This window comes from Pseudomonas sp. (assembly GCF_035497915.1).
Taxonomy (GTDB): Bacteria; Pseudomonadota; Gammaproteobacteria; order Pseudomonadales; family Pseudomonadaceae; genus Serpens.
This window is the reverse complement of the sequence record NZ_DATJCS010000040.1, coordinates 1-12,611: the sequence shown is the minus strand read 5'-3', so window position 1 is coordinate 12,611 and position 12,611 is coordinate 1. Positions and strand designations below refer to the sequence as shown.

The following is a 12,611-nucleotide window of genomic DNA, read 5'->3' as shown; positions in this document are numbered from 1 at the left end:
CGGGCTCATAACCCGAAGGTCGTAGGTTCAAATCCTGCTCCCGCAACCAGAATCACGAAGAAAGGCCACTCAGTCGAGTGGCCTTTCTCGTTTCCGCGCCCCGGAATCCTTTCCAAGTGACTGAATTTCAAAACTATTGATTGACAGCCTCTTATTGATAAGTAGAATGGCCGGCGCGGGATGGAGCAGTCTGGTAGCTCGTCGGGCTCATAACCCGAAGGTCGTAGGTTCAAATCCTGCTCCCGCAACCAGAATCACGAAGAAAGGCCACTCAATCGAGTGGCCTTTTTCGTTTGCGCGCGATTCACCGCATGGGCCTGGCCGCTCAGGAAAAAAACCGGGATTCCGTCTGTTCAGGTGTCCACCCTGCCGCTAAAATCGCGCACTTTTTGATCAAGGGCGCCCGTCCGCGCCGCAGAGGTTTCGCCTGCATGTCCAGCACCCCAACGCCCAAAGTCGGCTTCGTCAGTCTCGGTTGCCCGAAGGCAACGGTCGATAGCGAACGCATCCTTACCCAGCTGCGCATGGAAGGGTACGAGATCGTGCCCACCTATGAAGACGCCGACGTGGTGGTGGTCAACACCTGTGGCTTCATCGACAGCGCCAAGGCCGAGTCGCTGGACACCATCGGCGAGGCGATCGCCGAGAACGGCAAGGTGATCGTCACCGGCTGCATGGGCGTCAACGAGGACAGCATCCGCGGCGTGCACCCCAGCGTGCTGGCGGTCACCGGTCCACAGCAGTACGAGCAGGTGGTCAACGCCGTGCACGAGGTGATCCCGCCGAAGAAGGACCACGATCCGTTCATCGATCTGGTGCCGCCGCAGGGCATCAAGCTCACCCCGCGCCACTACGCCTATCTGAAGATTTCCGAAGGCTGCAACCACAGCTGCAGCTTCTGCATCATCCCGTCCATGCGCGGCAAGCTGGTCAGCCGTCCGGTGGGTGATGTGCTGTCCGAGGCGCAGCGCCTGGTCAAGGCCGGCGTGCAGGAGATCCTGGTGATTTCCCAGGACACCAGCGCCTACGGCGTGGACCTCAAGTACAAGACCGACTTCTGGGACGGCCGCCCGGTGAAGACCCGCATGCTGGAGCTGTGCGAGGCGCTCTCGGCGATGGGCGTGTGGGTGCGTCTGCACTACGTCTACCCGTACCCGAACGTCGACGATGTGATTCCGCTGATGGCCGCCGGCAAGCTGTTGCCGTACCTGGACATCCCCTTCCAGCACGCCAGCCCGAAGGTGCTCAAGGCCATGAAGCGCCCGGCCTTCGAGGACCAGACCCTGGCGCGCATCAAGAAATGGCGCGAGATCTGCCCGGAGCTGACCATCCGCTCCACCTTCATCGTCGGCTTCCCCGGTGAGACCGAAGAGGACTTCCAGTACCTCCTCGACTGGCTGACGGAAGCCCAGCTCGACCGCGTCGGCTGCTTCCAGTACTCGCCGGTGGAAGGCGCGCCGGCCGAGGAACTGGGCCTTGAGCCGGTGCCGGACGAGGTCAAGCAGGAGCGCTGGGATCGTTTCATGGCCCACCAGCAAGCGATCTCCGCCGCCCGCCTGCAGCGCAAGATCGGCACCGAGATCGAGGTGCTGGTCGATGAAGTGGACCACGAAGGCGCGGTGGCGCGCTCCTGGGCCGACGCGCCGGAGATCGACGGCAGCGTGTTCGTCGCCGACCCGACCCTCAAGCCCGGCGACAAGGTGCGCGTGCGGGTGGTCGACGCCGACGAGTACGACCTGTGGGCCGAACGGATCTAAGCGTCTCCGTTACAAGAAAGCCCCGCCCGCGCGGGGCTTTTTCATGGGCGATCGAGCGCGCCACGATGGCCTCTGACCATCCGCGAGTTGCCGTAACCGGGGGCCGGCGACGTAGAATCCGCTCACGCCCCGGTCCGGAACCTTTCATGAACACGCCCTATCGCCGCGAAGGTGACACCTGGCAGATCGATCTGCGCCTGGATCGCCTGCAGCAGCTGGCCGATACGCGCGATCCGTCGCCCTTCATCCGGCGTGACCTGGACCCGGATGCCGAACGCTACATCCTCGACGCCTGCCGCGAGCTGCCGGCGTACGAGCCGCTGGCGCTGAACCTGTGGTTGCCGGCCCATGAGCTGTCCGCCGAGACCGCCGAACGCGCCCGCCACACCGTGTGTTTCCACTTCGCCTGGCGGGCCGAGAACGGCCAGCGCCGCCTGCGCGAGCACCTGTACATGGCCCATCGCACCACCCTGCTGGGCCTGGGCTTCATGGCCGTGTGCATGCTGCTGTACAACCTGATCGGCGTCCTCGACAACCTGCTCGCCCAGACCCTCGCCGAGGGCCTGATGGTGATCGGCTGGGTCGCGCTCTGGCGACCGGTGGAAATGTACCTGTACGACTGGTGGCCGCTGCGCCGTGAAAGCCGGCTACTGGAGCGACTGAGCCGGATGCCGGTCAGCCTGCGTCCGCTGCCGGAGGATTCGCGCGGCTTGGCGATCGCCAGCACCGGCGCGCAGGAGTTGCCCGCATGCTGATCTGCCGCAGGGCCGGAACAACTGTTCTCCCGATAAACTGCCGATCCCATCGGCCCCAACCTGGACTCGCACGCCCATGACCCAAGACTCGCGCTTCGCCCCCATGCCCGACGCCCGTGGCTATTTCGGCCCCTATGGTGGCCAACTGGTGCCGCCGCACCTCAAGCAGGCGATGGACGACATCGACGCCGCCTACGAGGAAATCCGCCAGCGCGAGGATTTCCAGCAGGAACTGGCCAGCCTGTTCGCCGACTACGTCGGCCGGCCGAGCCCGATCTTCCACGCCCAGCGCCTGTCGGAAAAACTGGGCGGCGCGCAGATTCACCTCAAACGCGAAGACCTGAACCACACCGGCGCGCACAAGATCAACCACTGCCTGGGCGAAGCGCTGCTGGCCAAGTTCATGGGCAAGAAGAAGGTGATCGCCGAAACCGGCGCCGGCCAGCACGGCGTGGCCCTGGCCACCGCCTGCGCGCTGGTGGGCATTCCCTGCGAGATCCACATGGGCCAGGTGGACATCGAGAAGGAACACCCCAACGTCACCAAGATGAAGATCCTCGGCTGCAAGCTGGTGCCGGTGACCCGTGGCGCGGCGACCCTCAAGGAAGCCGTGGACAGCGCCTTCGAGGAATACCTCAAGGATCCCGAGAACTACATCTACGCCATCGGCTCGGTGGTCGGTCCGCACCCGTTCCCGAAGATGGTCCGCGACTTCCAGTCGATCATCGGCCGCGAGGCCCGCGAGCAGTTCCTCGCCAGGCATGGCCGGCTGCCCGATCACGCGGCTGCCTGCGTGGGCGGTGGCTCCAACGCCATGGGCCTGTTCACCGCCTTCCTCGGCGATGAAGGCGTGCACCTGGTGGGCGTCGAGCCGGCCGGTGAAGGCGTGGACAAGCCGGGCCGACATGCCGCCACCCTGTCGGTCGGCAAGCCCGGCGAGATCCACGGCATGGCCTGCTACGTACTGGAAGACGCCGAGGGCAACCCGGCCGCGGTGCACTCCATCGCCTCCGGCCTCGACTACCCGGGCGTCGGCCCGCAGCACAGCTACCTGAAGGACATCGGCCGGGTGGACTACCAGTCGGTCACCGACCAGGAATGCCTGGATGCCTTCATGACTCTGTCGCGCACCGAGGGCATCATCCCCGCCCTGGAAAGCGCCCATGCCGTGGCCTGGGCCATGCGCGCCGCGCCGAAACTGCCGAAGGACCAGCACATCCTGGTCAACCTGTCCGGCCGCGGCGACAAGGACGCCGACTACGTGGCACAAAAGCTGGGGCTGTAACCGCCCACCGGCCACCCTCCCCTGGCGAATCGACGGCTACGCTATTTCGCGTGCCAGCGGCTCACAGGGGAGTGAACGTGAAATTTTCCGTCTTTATCGCCATCAGCCTCGATGGTTATGTCGCCGACGCCCAGGGCGGCATCGGCTGGCTGCTGGATCTGACCCGGCAGGTGCCGGAGGGCGAGGATTGCGGCTACCAGGACTTCCTGGCCGGCATGGATGCGCTGGTCATCGGCCGGCGCGCCCTGGAGCAGGCGCTGTGCTTCCCGGACTGGCCCTACGGGGACAAGCCGGTGTTCGTGGTCTGCCGCGGCCTGGAGAGCCTGCCCGCCGAGGTGCCGTCCAGCGTCACGCTGGAAACCCGCCCGCCCCGCGAGCTGGCCCGGCATCTGCAGAAGCTGGGCCATCACCACGCCTTCCTGGATGACGAACAGCTGATTCGCAGCTTCCTGCGCCATGGCCTGGTGGAAACCCTGACCCTCACCACGGTGCCGCTGCTGCTCGGCGACGGCATCTCGCTGTTCGGGCGCGCCGGCGTCGCGTTGCCGCTGCGGCTGGAATCCTCGCAGGCCTATCCGTTCGGTTTCGTGCAGAGCCGTTACCGGGTTCTGTCCGTCTAGGCCGGCCGAGTCGGCATCATTGAAGCGCTTGATGGCCGCAGGCTATGATCGCCGGGTTTTTTACCTACGAGGCCGTTATGAAAAGCGCTTTGAAAGTCGCCGTATTCGCAGTCGGGCTGTCGACATTCGCCGCCACCACCGCACAGGCCCAGATCGGCCCGTACGCCGGCGTCATGGTTTCCCGCGCGGAAATCAACCATACCGACCTGACGTCCCTGGGTTACAAGCTGGGCTTCCAGCCCAGCCAGAACCTCGCCGTGGAAGCCCGCCTGGGCACCGGCCTGACCGATGACAGCATCAATGGCCTGACCTACGAGATCGACAACTATGTCGGTGTCTACGGCAAGCTGCTCCTGCCGCTGGGCCCGCAGTTCTCGGCCTACGCCATCGGCGGCTACTCCCGCGCGGAAGGCAAGATCTACAACCGCACCAGCCCGGTACATGTCTGGTCCGACCACGACTTCAGCGCCGGCCTGGGCCTGGACCTGTACCTGTCGCAGAACGTCAGCGCCAGCATGGAGTGGATCAACCTGGTGGACGAGGTCGACCTGCTGAGCTTCGGGGTCAGCTTCACCTTCTGATTCCTGGCCTGGCCAGCGTGCCGCGGGTCAGCCCGCGGCTGCGCCCTGGATCGCCGAGGGGCGGCCTGTGTCACTGTTGGTAATGCCTGCGGCCCGCCCGGCCAAGTGAGGTGACCATGCGCCGTTCCTTTACCGCCGCCCTGCTCGTTGCCCTGGCGGGCTGCGCCGCCACGCCCCCCGCGCCGCACGAACCCGGGGTCGTTTCCGGCCATCTGGTCATGGCCCCGCGCATGCAGGTGTTCATTGCCTGCCAGGCCGAGGAACCGCTGTGGGTGGTGGCCGATGATGCCCTGCGCGAGCGCCTGGAGACGCGCTACGCCGAGCTGGTGGACGAGCCCGGCGAGGAAGCCTTCGCCCGGGTGCGCGGGTCGGTCGGCCCGGCGCTGGATTGCCAGTGGTGCCGCGACTTTCCCGGCAGCTTCCGGCTCGACGCGGTGCTCGAATACCGCGAGGCGAGCGCGGAAGACTGCCACTGAGGCAACACTGAGCCTTGTCTATCGCGTTTCGGTGGAAAATCGCTGCGCGAGTTTTCCACCCTACGACTGAAGCACCGACCGCTCCTACAAAGAATGACCCAGTCGCCTTTACGGGGTGCTCAACCCCGCCGCATTCATCAGTAGGCGCAACAGCCAGGCCAGCAGCGCCAGGGTCAGCACGCTGGCCGTCCACAGTCCGGCCAGCCAGGCCAGGCGCCGCCACCAGATGCGCTCCATCCTCAGTGATAACCGCTGTCGTGGGTGACCTTGCCGCGGAACACGTAGTAGCTCCAGGCCGTGTAGATCAGCACCAGCGGCAGGATGAACAGCACGCCCACCAGCGCGAAGCTCTGGCTTTGCGGCGGCGCGGCGGCGTCCCAGATGCTGATTGCCGGCGGGATGATGTTCGGCCACAGGCTGATACCCAGTCCGCTGTAGCCGAGAAAGATCAGCGCCAGGGTGAGCAGGAACGGCGAGTAATGGGCGTAGCGCTGGATCGCGCGGTACAGCGCCCAGCTGCACAGCAGCACCAGGACTGGCACCGGCAGGAACCAGAACAGGTTGGGCAGGCTGAACCAGCGTTCGGCAATGCGTTCATGGGCCAGCGGGGTCCACAGGCTGACAATGGCGATCACCACCAGCAGCACGCCCAGCAGCGGAATGCCGATGTCATGCATGCGCCGCTGCAGCTCGCCGCCGGTCTTCATGATCAGCCAGGTGCAGCCCAGCAGCGCGTAGGCGGCGATCAGCCCCAGCCCGCAAAACACCGAAAAGGGCGTCAGCCAGTCCAGCGGGCCACCGGCATAGGCACGGTTTTCCACCGGCAGGCCGCTGATGAAGGCGCCCAGCACCACGCCCTGGAAGAAGGTGGCGGCCAGCGATCCCCCGATGAAGGCCCAGTCCCAGAGCGGTCGATGCCGCTCATCGGCCTTGAAGCGAAACTCGAAGGCCACACCGCGAAAGATCAGCCCGATCAGCATGAACACGATGGGCAGGTACAGGGCCGAGAGCACCACCGCATAGGCCAGCGGAAAGGCGGCGAACAGGCCCGCGCCACCCAGCACCAGCCAGGTCTCGTTGCCGTCCCACACCGGCGCCACGGTGTTCATCATCAGGTCGCGATCCTGCTTGCCCGGCACGAAGGGAAACAGGATGCCGATGCCCAGATCGAAGCCGTCCATCACCACATACATCATCACGCCGATGATGATGACTACCGCCCAGATCAGCGAGTAATCGAAGTCCATGGTTCAGTTCCTCTCGCCCAGTTGATCGCGCCCGCCGGGCAGGGCCTGATCGGCGGCGGATATGGGTCGCGAGGGGGTGCGCGGCCGGCCGGGACCGCCCTCCTCGGCCTGGCGACCCGACTCGCTGATCGGGCCGCGCGCCACCAGACGCAGGACATACAGCGCGCCCACGCCGAACACGGCGCAGTAGATGATGACGAACAGGATCAGCGACAGGCTCATCTGTGCCACGCCGTGGGGCGAGACGGCATCTGCGGTGCGCAGCAGTCCCTGCACCACCCAGGGCTGACGCCCCACCTCGGTGGTGAACCAGCCGGCCAGGATCGCCAGCAGCCCGGACGGACCCATCCAGAGCACGAAGCGCAGGAAGGGGCGCGACTCGTAAAGCCGTCCACGGCGACGCAGGACCAGGCTCCACACGCCTGCGACGATCATCAGCACGCCGAGCGCCACCATCAGCCGAAAGGTCCAGAACACCAGGGTGGAATTGGCGCGATCCTCGGGCGGGTAGTCCTTGAGCGCCGGTATCGGCTCGCTGAGGCTGTGGCGCAGGATCAGACTGCCCAGATAGGGCACCTCGACCTTGAAACGGGTTTCCTCGCGCTGCATGTCCGGCCAGCCGACCAGGGCCAGGCCGGAAGGCTCGCCGGGCGTGCTTTCCCAGTTGCCTTCGATGGCGGCGATCTTGGCCGGCTGGTACTCGAGGGTGTTGAGGCCGTGGTAGTCGCCCACCACCGCCTGGATGGGCGCCACGATCAATGCCATCCACATGGCCATGGACAGCATGGTGCGGATTTCCGGGCTGTTGCGGCCACGCAGCAGGTGCCAGGCCGCCGAGGCGCCGACGAAGAAGGCGGTGGCCAGGAAGGCGGCGATGACCATGTGGGTCAGGCGGTAGGGAAACGAGGGATTGAAGATCACCGCCAGCCAGTCCACCGGGATCACCCGGCCATCGACGATCTCGTGCCCCTGGGGCGTGTGCATCCAGCTGTTGGAGGCCAGGATCCAGAAGGTCGAGACCAGGGTGCCCAGCGCCACCATCGCCGTGGAGAGGAAGTGCAGTCCCGGCCCGACGCGGTTCCAGCCGAACAGCATCACGCCCAGGAAGCCCGCTTCGAGGAAGAAGGCGGTGAGCACTTCATAGGTGAGCAGCGGCCCGGTGATGCTGCCCGCGAAGTCGGAGAACACGCTCCAGTTGGTACCGAACTGGTAGGCCATCACCAGGCCGGACACCACGCCCATGCCGAAATTCACCGCGAAGATCTTCATCCAGTAGTGATAGAGGTCGCGATAGACGGTCTGTCCGGTCTTCAACCACAGGCCTTCCAGCACCGTCAGGTAGCTGGCCAGGCCGATGGTGATGGCCGGAAACAGGATGTGGAACGACACGGTGAAAGCGAACTGGATTCGCGCGAGCTCAAGGGCTTCCAGACCGAACATGGAGCATTCCTCGTCAGTTGACTCGTACCGGCTCCCGCGCGGGCGGGAGCCGGTCTGCAATCACGCCTGGGTAATGCCGGTGATGGTGATGCCGAAACGTTCGGCCAGCAGCACGGCGGGGCCGTGCAGGTCCTCGTCCACTTCGCTGGGTTCCTGTTCCTCGTAGCGCTGGCGAGCCCATTTCAGGGTATGGCGCACGGCCTGTTCCATGCTCGGCTTGTTCGGGCTTTCGATCTCGAGCGTGGAGGTGTTGTTGTCCTTGTTGTAAGTGATGACCCAACGCGTCATGGCAGATCTCCTTGGCTGGTCACGGCAGGATGCCTGACAAGACTAGTTGCTTCTGCCGGCCTGTCAGGCCACCGGGTCGGGTGGCGCCCGGTCGGGCAGTGTCGGCTCGCCGGGTTCGCCCGGCTGGTTGGGCAGTGGCGGCTTGCCGGGCTCTTCCGGATCGCCCTGGGTCAGTGGCGGAAATCGATTCAGGATCATGACGCCCTCCTTCCGGGATGCGGAACGACGACCGCCGGCCGGACAGGCCTGGCGGGTTCTGCTCAGAGCGTCGCCCGGGCGCGGAATTCCCGGTGCGCGGCAAACGGTCGAAGCAATCCGGCTGGTATCATCGCCCGCTCGCGCCCACCGGATACGCCCATGCCACTTGCCCTGTCCTTCCTCGTCGCCCTCGCGGCGCTGCCCGCCCAGGCCGCTCCGGCGCCCTGGTATGTCTGGGAAAGCCAGGCAAGCACGCAGCGGGTCTGCGCGCAGACCCGCCCGGGCAGCGCCTGGCGCAGGGTCGATGGCCCCTACCGCAACGCCGCCTGCCGCGCGGCGTCCTACCCCGTTCGATGAGGTCGGCGATGACGTACCAGGTCCGCCCGGTGGGCATCCTGCATTCCTGCTTCCGGGAAAAGTTCGCCATTCCCCGCCAGCCGCAGCTGGCCCCGGCCGCCCGTGGCGTGCTGGAAATGCTGCCGCCGTTCGATCAGCCGGAGGCGGTCGATGGCCTGCAGCAGGTCAGCCATGTCTGGCTGCTGTTCCTGTTCCACCAGGCGCTGGAAGACACGCCGCGCCTGAAGGTGCGGCCGCCGCGCCTGGGCGGCAATCGCAGCCTCGGCGTGTTCGCCACGCGGGCCACGCATCGCCCCAACGGCATCGGCCAGTCGGTGGTGCGTCTGGACAAGGTGGAGCCGGGGCGCCTGTGGCTGTCCGGCATCGACCTGCTGGACGGCACCCCGGTGCTGGACATCAAGCCCTACGTGCCCTACGCCGACAGCCGGCCCGAGGCGGTGAACGCCATCGCCAGCGACGCGCCGGCGACCATCGAGGTGCTGTGGACGCCGGAGGCACGCCAGCAGGCCGAAGGTCATGCTCAGCGCCTGGCGGAACCACTGGTGGAGCTGATCGAACAGTGTCTGGCCCAGGATCCCCGCCCGGCCTACCAGCAGCCCCAGCCGGAGCGGCGCTACGGCGTCGGTCTGTGGGATGTGCAGGTACGCTGGCATTACCCGCAGCCGGACGTGATCCGGGTACTGGAAGTGGTACCCACGGCGTAGCGACTACGCTTGCAGGGCAACCCGTTTCCGGAGGATGTCCCCATGCCCGTGCTGCTGCAGATCGACTTTCCCTACCCCGGCCCCTGGGGCGCGAAGATGACCGCCGGCTTCCGCCACATGGCGGAAAGCATTTCGGTCGAACCGGGCCTGAAATGGAAAATCTGGACGGAGAGCCGCGAGCTGGGCGAAGCCGGCGGCATCTACCTGTTCGACACGCTGGATGCGGCGGAGATGTATCTGGACAAACACAGCGAACGGCTCGCCGCCGAGGGCTTCGTGAAAATCAACGCCAAGCTGTTCGAGGTGAATGTCGAACTCTCGGCGCTGGATCGCGCGCCGCTGTAGCCGCGCGCGACGGCCTGCTCACTTCTCGACGAAGGCTCGCTCGATCAGATAGTCGCCCGGCTCGCCCATGCGCGGGGAAACCCGCAGGCCGAAGCTGTCCAGCACCCGGCTGGTGTCTTCAAGCATGCTCGGGCTGCCGCAGATCATCGCGCGGTCATCCTCGGGGTTGATCGGCGGCAGGCCGATGTCGGCGAACAGCTTGCCGCTGCGCATCAGGTCGGTCAGCCGGCCCTGGTTGCGAAACGCCTCGCGGGTGACGGTGGGGTAATAGATCAGCTTGTCGCGCACCGCGTCGCCGAAGTATTCGTTCTGCGGCAGCTGCTGGGTGATGAACGCCTCGTAGGCCACTTCGCTGACGTAACGCACGCCATGCACGAGGATGACCTTCTCGAAACGCTCGTAGGTTTCCGGGTCCTGGATCACGCTCATGAACGGCGCCAGGCCGGTGCCGGTGCTCAGCAGGTAGAGGTGCTTGCCGGGACGCAGATCGTCGAGCACCAGGGTGCCGGTGGGCTTCTTGCTGACCATGATGCTGTCGCCTTCCTTGAGGTGCTGCAGGCGCGAGGTCAGCGGACCGTTTTCCACCTTGATGCTGAAGAACTCCAGCTGCTCCTCGTAGTTGGGGCTGGCAATCGAGTAGGCGCGCATCAGCGGGCGGCCCTCCACTTCGAGGCCGATCATCACGAACTGGCCATTCTCGAAGCGCAGTCCGGGGTCGCGGGTGGTCTTGAAGCTGAACAGGGTGTCGTTCCAGTGGTGAACACTGAGCACGCGTTCGACGTTCAGGTTGCTCATGGAGATCCTCGAAAATCATGCCGCCAGCCAGGCGGGCTGGAATGCGCCGGATTCTAGCGAGGGCCTGAATATCTGTTAAATTGATTATCAAGATATTCAATATTGGTTAAACAGATATGCGATTCACCCTGCGCCAGATGGAAGTCTTCGTCGCCGTCGCCCAGCACGAGAGCGTCTCCCGGGCGGCCGAATCATTGGCCCTGTCCCAGTCGGCGGCCAGCACCTCGCTGACCGAACTGGAGCGCCAGTTCGACTGCCAGCTGTTCGATCGGCTGGGCAAGCGCCTGAAACTCAATGCCCTGGGCCGCACGCTGCTGCCGCAGGCGGTGGCGCTGCTCTCCCGCGCGCAGGAAATCGAAAGCCTGCTCAACGGCAACACCGGCTTCGGCTCGCTGGAGGTGGGCGCCACCCTGACCGTCGGCAATTACCTGGCCACCCTGTTGCTCGGCCGCTTCATGCAGCGCCACCCCGAATGCCGCGCGGCGCTGCATGTGCACAACACCATGCAGATCGTACAGATGGTCGCGCATTTCGAGCTGGATCTCGGCCTGATCGAGGGCGACTGCCAGCATCCGGACCTGGAAGTGACACCCTGGGTGGAAGACGAACTGGTGGTGTTCTGCGCCCCCGATCATCCGCTGGCCGGGCGCGGCCTGGCCACCGTGGAAGAGTTGCGCGGCGAGGCCTGGATCCTGCGCGAAAAGGGTTCGGGTACACGCAGCAGCTTCGACCGCGCGCTGCGCCAGCAACACGGCAACCTGAACGTGCGCCTGGAACTGGAGCACACCGAGGCGATCAAGCGCGCCGTGGAGTCTGGACTGGGCATCGGCTGCATTTCGCGCCTGGCGCTGCGCGACGCCTTCCGGCGCGGCAGCCTGGTGGCGGTGGAAGTCCCGGAGCTGGACCTGCGCCGGCAGTTCTGCTTCGTCTGGCACCGGCAGAAGCACCAGAGCGCGGCGATGCGCGAGTTCATCGAACAGTGCCGGGCGCTGACCGCAGGCGTGGCGCGCAGCGATCTGATACAGCTGCCGCCGATCGCTTGAGCCTGGCCTGGCCTGGCCGAGCGGGTTATTGCCCCGGCAGGGTTTCCATCTGCTGCAGCAGCAGCGCGGCCTGGGTGCGGGTGCGCACGCCGAGCTTGCGGAAGATGGCGGTGACGTGGGCCTTGACGGTGGCCTCGGAGACGTTGAGCTGGTAGGCGATCTGCTTGTTCAGCAGGCCTTCGCAGACCATGGTCAGCACGCGGAACTGCTGCGGCGTCAGGCTCGCCAGGCCGGCACTGGCCTCGCGCTCCTCGGGGGACACGGCCACCAGCTCATCGCCGAGGTTCGGCCACCACACGTCGCCGTCGAGCACCGCGCGCACCGCTTCCTGGATGACTTCCAGGGAGCTTGACTTGGGAATGAAGCCACTGGCGCCGAATTCGCGGGAGCGGGCCACCACGGCGGCCTCCTCCTGGGCGGAAATCATCACCACCGGCACCTGGGGGTATTGTCCGCGCAGCAGCACCAGGCCGGAGAAGCCGTAGGCGCCGGGCATGTTCAGGTCGAGCAGCACCAGATCCCAGTCGGACTTGGCCGAGAGCTGGGCTTCCAGCTCGGCAATGCTGGCCGCCTCCACCAGCCGGGCCTCGTCGCCCAGACCGAGGGACAGGGCCTGATGCAACGCACTTCGGAACAGCGGGTGATCATCAGCAATGAGAATGTCGTAGGCAGCCACTGCAAATCCCTATTATTTATGCTGGTGTTCGGCGGGCGCGAAGC

General features: G+C 65.8%; 17 protein-coding genes and 1 tRNA gene. 11 read left to right on the top strand and 7 right to left on the bottom strand.

Annotated features, from left to right (window positions below):
• Positions 1–174 precede the first annotated feature (174 nt).
• The 7 genes from VL129_RS12970 to VL129_RS12940 all read left to right on the top strand — a co-directional run bounded on the left by VL129_RS12970 (position 175) and on the right by VL129_RS12940 (position 5,474).
• A tRNA-Met gene (locus tag VL129_RS12970) sits at positions 175–251 on the top strand.
• Between the two features lie 180 nt (positions 252–431).
• Positions 432–1,757, top strand: a complete 1,326-nt coding sequence (rimO, locus tag VL129_RS12965) for a 30S ribosomal protein S12 methylthiotransferase RimO (RefSeq protein ID WP_325413336.1) — start codon at positions 432–434, stop codon at positions 1,755–1,757.
• 146 nt (positions 1,758–1,903) lie between these two features.
• Entirely contained in the window at positions 1,904–2,512 is a 609-nt protein-coding gene (locus VL129_RS12960; RefSeq protein WP_325413335.1) for a hypothetical protein, read from the top strand.
• A 76-nt stretch (positions 2,513–2,588) separates the two neighbouring features.
• Positions 2,589–3,797: a tryptophan synthase subunit beta gene (trpB, locus tag VL129_RS12955; RefSeq protein WP_325413334.1), complete on the top strand. Its 1,209-nt coding sequence runs from the start codon at positions 2,589–2,591 to the stop codon at positions 3,795–3,797.
• 77 nt (positions 3,798–3,874) lie between these two features.
• Positions 3,875–4,417: a dihydrofolate reductase family protein gene (locus VL129_RS12950; protein WP_325413332.1), complete on the top strand. Its 543-nt coding sequence runs from the start codon at positions 3,875–3,877 to the stop codon at positions 4,415–4,417.
• A gap of 77 nt (positions 4,418–4,494) precedes the next feature.
• A complete protein-coding gene (locus VL129_RS12945; RefSeq protein ID WP_325413331.1) occupies positions 4,495–4,998 on the top strand; it encodes an outer membrane beta-barrel protein in 504 nt (167 codons plus the stop codon).
• A gap of 116 nt (positions 4,999–5,114) precedes the next feature.
• Positions 5,115–5,474, top strand: a complete 360-nt coding sequence (locus VL129_RS12940; RefSeq protein WP_325413330.1) for a hypothetical protein — start codon at positions 5,115–5,117, stop codon at positions 5,472–5,474.
• A 108-nt stretch (positions 5,475–5,582) separates the two neighbouring features.
• On the opposite strand, the gene VL129_RS12935 is transcribed toward VL129_RS12940, so the two are convergent.
• From VL129_RS12935 to VL129_RS12915, 5 genes are all read right to left on the bottom strand, one after another.
• Positions 5,583–5,711, bottom strand: coding sequence for a DUF2474 family protein (locus tag VL129_RS12935; protein ID WP_325413329.1), 129 nt, complete (start codon positions 5,709–5,711; stop codon positions 5,583–5,585).
• A 2-nt stretch (positions 5,712–5,713) separates the two neighbouring features.
• Entirely contained in the window at positions 5,714–6,721 is a 1,008-nt protein-coding gene (gene cydB, locus VL129_RS12930) for a cytochrome d ubiquinol oxidase subunit II (protein ID WP_325413328.1), read from the bottom strand.
• A gap of 3 nt (positions 6,722–6,724) precedes the next feature.
• Positions 6,725–8,161 (bottom strand): cytochrome ubiquinol oxidase subunit I, encoded by a 1,437-nt coding sequence (locus VL129_RS12925; protein WP_325413327.1) that lies wholly within the window; start codon positions 8,159–8,161, stop codon positions 6,725–6,727.
• Between the two features lie 60 nt (positions 8,162–8,221).
• Positions 8,222–8,449 (bottom strand): hypothetical protein, encoded by a 228-nt coding sequence (locus tag VL129_RS12920; RefSeq protein ID WP_325413326.1) that lies wholly within the window; start codon positions 8,447–8,449, stop codon positions 8,222–8,224.
• Between the two features lie 63 nt (positions 8,450–8,512).
• The gene (locus VL129_RS12915) at positions 8,513–8,647 is read right to left on the bottom strand and encodes a hypothetical protein (protein WP_325413325.1); all 135 of its coding nucleotides are present in this window, start codon (positions 8,645–8,647) and stop codon (positions 8,513–8,515) included.
• Between the two features lie 159 nt (positions 8,648–8,806).
• Here VL129_RS12915 and VL129_RS12910 point away from each other — a divergent pair, with 159 nt between their 5' ends.
• From VL129_RS12910 to VL129_RS12900, 3 genes are read left to right on the top strand one after another with little or no spacing between them, the layout of a single operon-like run.
• Positions 8,807–9,004: a hypothetical protein gene (locus VL129_RS12910; protein WP_325413324.1), complete on the top strand. Its 198-nt coding sequence runs from the start codon at positions 8,807–8,809 to the stop codon at positions 9,002–9,004.
• Between the two features lie 8 nt (positions 9,005–9,012).
• On the top strand, positions 9,013–9,708 hold the full coding sequence (gene tsaA, locus VL129_RS12905) for a tRNA (N6-threonylcarbamoyladenosine(37)-N6)-methyltransferase TrmO (protein WP_325413322.1): 696 nt from the start codon (positions 9,013–9,015) through the stop codon (positions 9,706–9,708).
• A gap of 48 nt (positions 9,709–9,756) precedes the next feature.
• A complete protein-coding gene (locus VL129_RS12900; RefSeq protein WP_414705202.1) occupies positions 9,757–10,053 on the top strand; it encodes a monooxygenase in 297 nt (98 codons plus the stop codon).
• 18 nt (positions 10,054–10,071) lie between these two features.
• On the opposite strand, the gene fpr is transcribed toward VL129_RS12900, so the two are convergent.
• On the bottom strand, positions 10,072–10,848 hold the full coding sequence (gene fpr, locus VL129_RS12895) for a ferredoxin-NADP reductase (RefSeq protein WP_325413320.1): 777 nt from the start codon (positions 10,846–10,848) through the stop codon (positions 10,072–10,074).
• Between the two features lie 116 nt (positions 10,849–10,964).
• Here fpr and VL129_RS12890 point away from each other — a divergent pair, with 116 nt between their 5' ends.
• On the top strand, positions 10,965–11,891 hold the full coding sequence (locus VL129_RS12890; RefSeq protein ID WP_325413318.1) for a LysR family transcriptional regulator: 927 nt from the start codon (positions 10,965–10,967) through the stop codon (positions 11,889–11,891).
• 25 nt (positions 11,892–11,916) lie between these two features.
• Here VL129_RS12890 and erdR read toward each other — a convergent pair whose 3' ends face one another.
• The gene (gene erdR / locus VL129_RS12885) at positions 11,917–12,567 is read right to left on the bottom strand and encodes a response regulator transcription factor ErdR (RefSeq protein ID WP_325413316.1); all 651 of its coding nucleotides are present in this window, start codon (positions 12,565–12,567) and stop codon (positions 11,917–11,919) included.
• Positions 12,568–12,611 lie beyond the last annotated feature (44 nt).

Coding starts and splice junctions, on each gene's coding strand:
- VL129_RS12920 (WP_325413326.1), bottom strand. CDS start 8,449: ATGACGCGTTGGGTCATCACTTACAACAAGGACAACAACACCTCCACG.
- VL129_RS12960 (WP_325413335.1), top strand. CDS start 1,904: ATGAACACGCCCTATCGCCGCGAAGGTGACACCTGGCAGATCGATCTG.
- fpr (WP_325413320.1), bottom strand. CDS start 10,848: ATGAGCAACCTGAACGTCGAACGCGTGCTCAGTGTTCACCACTGGAAC.
- VL129_RS12915 (WP_325413325.1), bottom strand. CDS start 8,647: ATGATCCTGAATCGATTTCCGCCACTGACCCAGGGCGATCCGGAAGAG.
- trpB (WP_325413334.1), top strand. CDS start 2,589: ATGACCCAAGACTCGCGCTTCGCCCCCATGCCCGACGCCCGTGGCTAT.
- VL129_RS12945 (WP_325413331.1), top strand. CDS start 4,495: ATGAAAAGCGCTTTGAAAGTCGCCGTATTCGCAGTCGGGCTGTCGACA.
- cydB (WP_325413328.1), bottom strand. CDS start 6,721: ATGGACTTCGATTACTCGCTGATCTGGGCGGTAGTCATCATCATCGGC.
- VL129_RS12925 (WP_325413327.1), bottom strand. CDS start 8,161: ATGTTCGGTCTGGAAGCCCTTGAGCTCGCGCGAATCCAGTTCGCTTTC.
- VL129_RS12910 (WP_325413324.1), top strand. CDS start 8,807: ATGCCACTTGCCCTGTCCTTCCTCGTCGCCCTCGCGGCGCTGCCCGCC.
- tsaA (WP_325413322.1), top strand. CDS start 9,013: ATGACGTACCAGGTCCGCCCGGTGGGCATCCTGCATTCCTGCTTCCGG.
- VL129_RS12890 (WP_325413318.1), top strand. CDS start 10,965: ATGCGATTCACCCTGCGCCAGATGGAAGTCTTCGTCGCCGTCGCCCAG.
- rimO (WP_325413336.1), top strand. CDS start 432: ATGTCCAGCACCCCAACGCCCAAAGTCGGCTTCGTCAGTCTCGGTTGC.
- VL129_RS12935 (WP_325413329.1), bottom strand. CDS start 5,711: ATGGAGCGCATCTGGTGGCGGCGCCTGGCCTGGCTGGCCGGACTGTGG.
- VL129_RS12940 (WP_325413330.1), top strand. CDS start 5,115: ATGCGCCGTTCCTTTACCGCCGCCCTGCTCGTTGCCCTGGCGGGCTGC.